Here is a 5,365-nt window from a genome sequence, read left to right on the forward strand (position 1 = left end):
CTGTCGTTTTCCCGGTGGTTGTATGCATTTCTTTTTTACGGAGAGTTTGATCCTGGCTCAGGATGAACGCTGGCGGCGTGCTTAACACATGCAAGTCGAACGGTGAAGCCAAGCTTGCTTGGTGGATCAGTGGCGAACGGGTGAGTAACACGTGAGCAACCTGCCCTGGACTCTGGGATAAGCGCTGGAAACGGCGTCTAATACTGGATATGAGACGTGATCGCATGGTCGTGTTTGGAAAGATTTTTCGGTCTGGGATGGGCTCGCGGCCTATCAGCTTGTTGGTGAGGTAATGGCTCACCAAGGCGTCGACGGGTAGCCGGCCTGAGAGGGTGACCGGCCACACTGGGACTGAGACACGGCCCAGACTCCTACGGGAGGCAGCAGTGGGGAATATTGCACAATGGGCGGAAGCCTGATGCAGCAACGCCGCGTGAGGGATGACGGCCTTCGGGTTGTAAACCTCTTTTAGCAGGGAAGAAGCGTAAGTGACGGTACCTGCAGAAAAAGCGCCGGCTAACTACGTGCCAGCAGCCGCGGTAATACGTAGGGCGCAAGCGTTATCCGGAATTATTGGGCGTAAAGAGCTCGTAGGCGGTTTGTCGCGTCTGCTGTGAAATCCCGAGGCTCAACCTCGGGCCTGCAGTGGGTACGGGCAGACTAGAGTGCGGTAGGGGAGATTGGAATTCCTGGTGTAGCGGTGGAATGCGCAGATATCAGGAGGAACACCGATGGCGAAGGCAGATCTCTGGGCCGTAACTGACGCTGAGGAGCGAAAGGGTGGGGAGCAAACAGGCTTAGATACCCTGGTAGTCCACCCCGTAAACGTTGGGAACTAGTTGTGGGGACCATTCCACGGTTTCCGTGACGCAGCTAACGCATTAAGTTCCCCGCCTGGGGAGTACGGCCGCAAGGCTAAAACTCAAAGGAATTGACGGGGACCCGCACAAGCGGCGGAGCATGCGGATTAATTCGATGCAACGCGAAGAACCTTACCAAGGCTTGACATATACGAGAACGGGCCAGAAATGGTCAACTCTTTGGACACTCGTAAACAGGTGGTGCATGGTTGTCGTCAGCTCGTGTCGTGAGATGTTGGGTTAAGTCCCGCAACGAGCGCAACCCTCGTTCTATGTTGCCAGCACGTAATGGTGGGAACTCATGGGATACTGCCGGGGTCAACTCGGAGGAAGGTGGGGATGACGTCAAATCATCATGCCCCTTATGTCTTGGGCTTCACGCATGCTACAATGGCCGGTACAAAGGGCTGCAATACCGTGAGGTGGAGCGAATCCCAAAAAGCCGGTCCCAGTTCGGATTGAGGTCTGCAACTCGACCTCATGAAGTCGGAGTCGCTAGTAATCGCAGATCAGCAACGCTGCGGTGAATACGTTCCCGGGTCTTGTACACACCGCCCGTCAAGTCATGAAAGTCGGTAACACCTGAAGCCGGTGGCCTAACCCTTGTGGAGGGAGCCGTCGAAGGTGGGATCGGTAATTAGGACTAAGTCGTAACAAGGTAGCCGTACCGGAAGGTGCGGCTGGATCACCTCCTTTCTAAGGAGCATCTGGCATCCGGGGTTTTCGAATCGTGGGTGTCCAGGCGCCAGTTCAACACCGAATGTGTGTTGCTGGTAGCTCATGGGTGGAACATTTGATGGGGTGCTCATGCCGATGGTTCGGGTCTAGTACGCAGCTTGCTGTGGGAACGGTTCGGGTTGGAGGGGTGGGTACATGCACGCTGTTGGGTCCTGAGGGGCCGGGCGCTGGTTGCGCTAGTCGGAAGGCTGGTGTGGTTGGTGGCTGTTCCTCGTGGGCCTTCCCTGCTGTCACGGTTGTGGCGTGTGGGGTGGGTACCGCCCGTACTTTGAGAACTACACAGTGGACGCGAGCATCTTCGACATGACTTTTTGGTTGTGTCGTGAAGATGATCTTAAAGATCATTAGTCAATTTTTTGACGATTCAACTCATGTGATTTCAAGTCTTTAAGAGCAAACGGTGGATGCCTTGGCATCTGGAGCCGAAGAAGGACGTAGCAATCTGCGATAAGCCTCGGGGAACTGATAAGCGAGTTTTGATCCGAGGATGTCCGAATGGGGAAACCCCGCCAGGGCGCGTGCGTACCTGGTGACTCCCGCCTGAATATATAGGGCGGGTAGAGGGAACGTGGGGAAGTGAAACATCTCAGTACCCACAGGAAGAGAAAGCAAAAGCGATTCCGTAAGTAGTGGCGAGCGAAACCGGAAGAGGCTAAACCTAGCGTGTGTGATAGCCGGCAGGCGTTGCATGTTGGGGGTTGCGGGACTTTTCTGATTGTTCTGCCGAATGATCGACGTGACAAGAGGGTATAGACGAACGGTTTTGAATGGCCGGTCATAGAGGGTGCGAACCCCGTAGTCGAAATGCCTGTTCTTGGCGTGAGAAGTATCCCAAGTAGCACGGGGCCCGAGAAATCCCGTGTGAATCTGTCAGGACCACCTGATAAGCCTAAATACTCCCAGATGACCGATAGCGGACAAGTACCGTGAGGGAAAGGTGAAAAGTACCCCGGGAGGGGAGTGAAATAGTACCTGAAACCGTTTGCTTACAAACCGTTGGAGCCTCCTTAGTAGGGGTGACAGCGTGCCTTTTGAAGAATGAGCCTGCGAGTTAGTGATACGTGGCGAGGTTAACCCGAGTGGGGTAGCCGTAGCGAAAGCGAGTCTGAATAGGGCGATTCAGTCGCGTGTCCTAGACCCGAAGCGAAGTGATCTATCCATGGCCAGGTTGAAGCGACGGTAAGACGTCGTGGAGGACCGAACCCACTTAGGTTGAAAACTGAGGGGATGAGCTGTGGATAGGGGTGAAAGGCCAATCAAACTTCGTGATAGCTGGTTCTCTCCGAAATGCATTTAGGTGCAGCGTTGCGTGTTTCTTGCCGGAGGTAGAGCTACTGGATGGCCGATGGGCCCTACAAGGTTACTGACGTCAGCCAAACTCCGAATGCCGGTAAGTGAGAGCGCAGCAGTGAGACTGTGGGGGATAAGCTTCATAGTCGAGAGGGAAACAACCCAGACCACCAACTAAGGTCCCTAAGCGCGTGCTAAGTGGGAAAGGATGTGGAGTTGCTTTGACAACCAGGAGGTTGGCTTAGAAGCAGCCACCCTTGAAAGAGTGCGTAATAGCTCACTGGTCAAGTGATTCCGCGCCGACAATGTAACGGGGCTCAAGCACGCCACCGAAGTTGTGGCATTGACATTTTTGGTAGGCCTTCGTGGTCCAGCCGTGTTGATGGGTAGGAGAGCGTCGTGTGGCGAGTGAAGCGGCGGGGTGACCCAGCCGTGGACGCTACACGAGTGAGAATGCAGGCATGAGTAGCGAAAGACGTGTGAGAAACACGTCCTCCGAAAGACCAAGGGTTCCAGGGTCAAGCTAATCTTCCCTGGGTAAGTCGGGACCTAAGGCGAGGCCGACAGGCGTAGTCGATGGACAACGGGTTGATATTCCCGTACCGGCGAAGAACCGCCCCAGTCAATCCAGTGGTGCTAAGAGTCCTAGCTCACGCTTTAGCGGATCCCTTCGGGGTGAGGCGGGTGTGTGTGAACGCTCGACCCCATGCTGGTGCGGCTAGCGTATTAACAGGTGTGACGCAGGAAGGTAGCCCAAGCCAGGCGATGGTAGTCCTGGTGCAAGTGCGTAGGCCGACTCTTAGGCAAATCCGGGAGTCATGAGGCTGAGACACGATGCGGATAAAAAGTGGGTGATCCTATGCTGCCAAGAAAAGCATCGACGCGAGGTTCTAGCCGCCCGTACCCCAAACCGACTCAGGTGGTCAGGTAGAGAATACCAAGGAGATCGAGAGAATCGTGGTTAAGGAACTCGGCAAAATGCCCCCGTAACTTCGGGAGAAGGGGGGCCATCCACTTATTAGGACTTGCTCCGAAAGGGTGTGGTGGCCGCAGAGACTAGTGGGTAGCGACTGTTTACTAAAAACACAGGTCCGTGCCAAGTCGCAAGACGATGTATACGGACTGACGCCTGCCCGGTGCTGGAAGGTTAAGAGGACCGGTTAGCCGTAAGGCGAAGCTGAGAATTTAAGCCCCAGTAAACGGCGGTGGTAACTATAACCATCCTAAGGTAGCGAAATTCCTTGTCGGGTAAGTTCCGACCTGCACGAATGGCGTAACGACTTCCCAACTGTCTCAACCGCGAACTCGGCGAAATTGCATTACGAGTAAAGATGCTCGTTACGCGCAGCAGGACGGAAAGACCCCGTGACCTTTACTACAGCTTGGTATTGGTGTTCGGTGTGGCTTGTGTAGGATAGGTGGGAGACGGTGAAGCATTCACGCCAGTGAGTGTGGAGTCATTGTTGAAATACCACTCTGGTCACTCTGGATATCTAACTTAGGACCGTGATCCGGTTCAGGGACAGTGCCTGGTGGGTAGTTTAACTGGGGCGGTTGCCTCCCAAAATGTAACGGAGGCGCCCAAAGGTTCCCTCAACCTGGTTGGCAATCAGGTGGCGAGTGTAAGTGCACAAGGGAGCTTGACTGTGAGACTGACAGGTCGAGCAGGGACGAAAGTCGGGACTAGTGATCCGGCAGTGGCTTGTGGAAGCGCTGTCGCTCAACGGATAAAAGGTACCTCGGGGATAACAGGCTGATCTTGCCCAAGAGTCCATATCGACGGCATGGTTTGGCACCTCGATGTCGGCTCGTCGCATCCTGGGGCTGGAGTAGGTCCCAAGGGTTGGGCTGTTCGCCCATTAAAGCGGTACGCGAGCTGGGTTTAGAACGTCGTGAGACAGTTCGGTCCCTATCCGCTGCGCGCGTAGGAAGTTTGAGAGGATCTGACCCTAGTACGAGAGGACCGGGTTGGACGAACCTCTGGTGTGTCAGTTGTTCCGCCAGGAGCACCGCTGATTAGCTACGTTCGGGATGGATAACCGCTGAAAGCATCTAAGCGGGAAGCCGGCCTCAAGATGAGACTTCCATACCTTTATGGTGAGAGGCTCCCAGCCAGACTACTGGGTTGATAGGCCGGATGTGGAAGCGTAGTAATACGTGAAGCTGACCGGTACTAATAAGCCGATGACTTGATAACACACCTGTTTTTGGTGCTTGCGTCCACTGAGTGGTTCTCGATGTACGGTCGGGAACTCAACAATGATTATGTCGTTGTTGGTTTGTGAAACATCAATAGTGTTTCGGCGGCCATAGCGAGAGGGAAACGCCCGGTTACATTCCGAACCCGGAAGCTAAGCCTCTCAGCGCCGATGGTACTGCAGGGGGGACCCTGTGGGAGAGTAGGACACCGCCGGACTTCTTTTCAGTCGAAATGGCCACCCAACGTTGGGTGGCCATTTCGCATTTACGGGCACTTT

At 54.8% G+C, this 5,365-nt stretch carries 3 rRNA genes; all 3 read left to right on the forward strand.

The annotated features are described in order from the left end of the window. The first annotated feature begins 34 nt into the window (after positions 1-34). The 3 genes from AB6V29_RS16425 to rrf all read left to right on the forward strand — a co-directional run bounded on the left by AB6V29_RS16425 (position 35) and on the right by rrf (position 5,304). Positions 35-1,556, forward strand: a 16S ribosomal RNA gene (locus tag AB6V29_RS16425). Positions 1,557-1,975: 419 nt separating this feature from the next. After that, a 23S ribosomal RNA gene (locus AB6V29_RS16430) occupies positions 1,976-5,085 on the forward strand. A 102-nt stretch (positions 5,086-5,187) separates the two neighbouring features. Continuing rightward, a 5S ribosomal RNA gene (gene rrf / locus AB6V29_RS16435) occupies positions 5,188-5,304 on the forward strand. Together the 16S, 23S and 5S rRNA genes form the textbook arrangement of a ribosomal RNA operon. The last annotated feature ends 61 nt before the right edge of the window (positions 5,305-5,365 follow it).

The sequence above is a fragment of the Microbacterium sp. 20-116 genome (assembly GCF_041079415.1).
GTDB lineage: Bacteria > Actinomycetota > Actinomycetes > Actinomycetales > Microbacteriaceae > Microbacterium.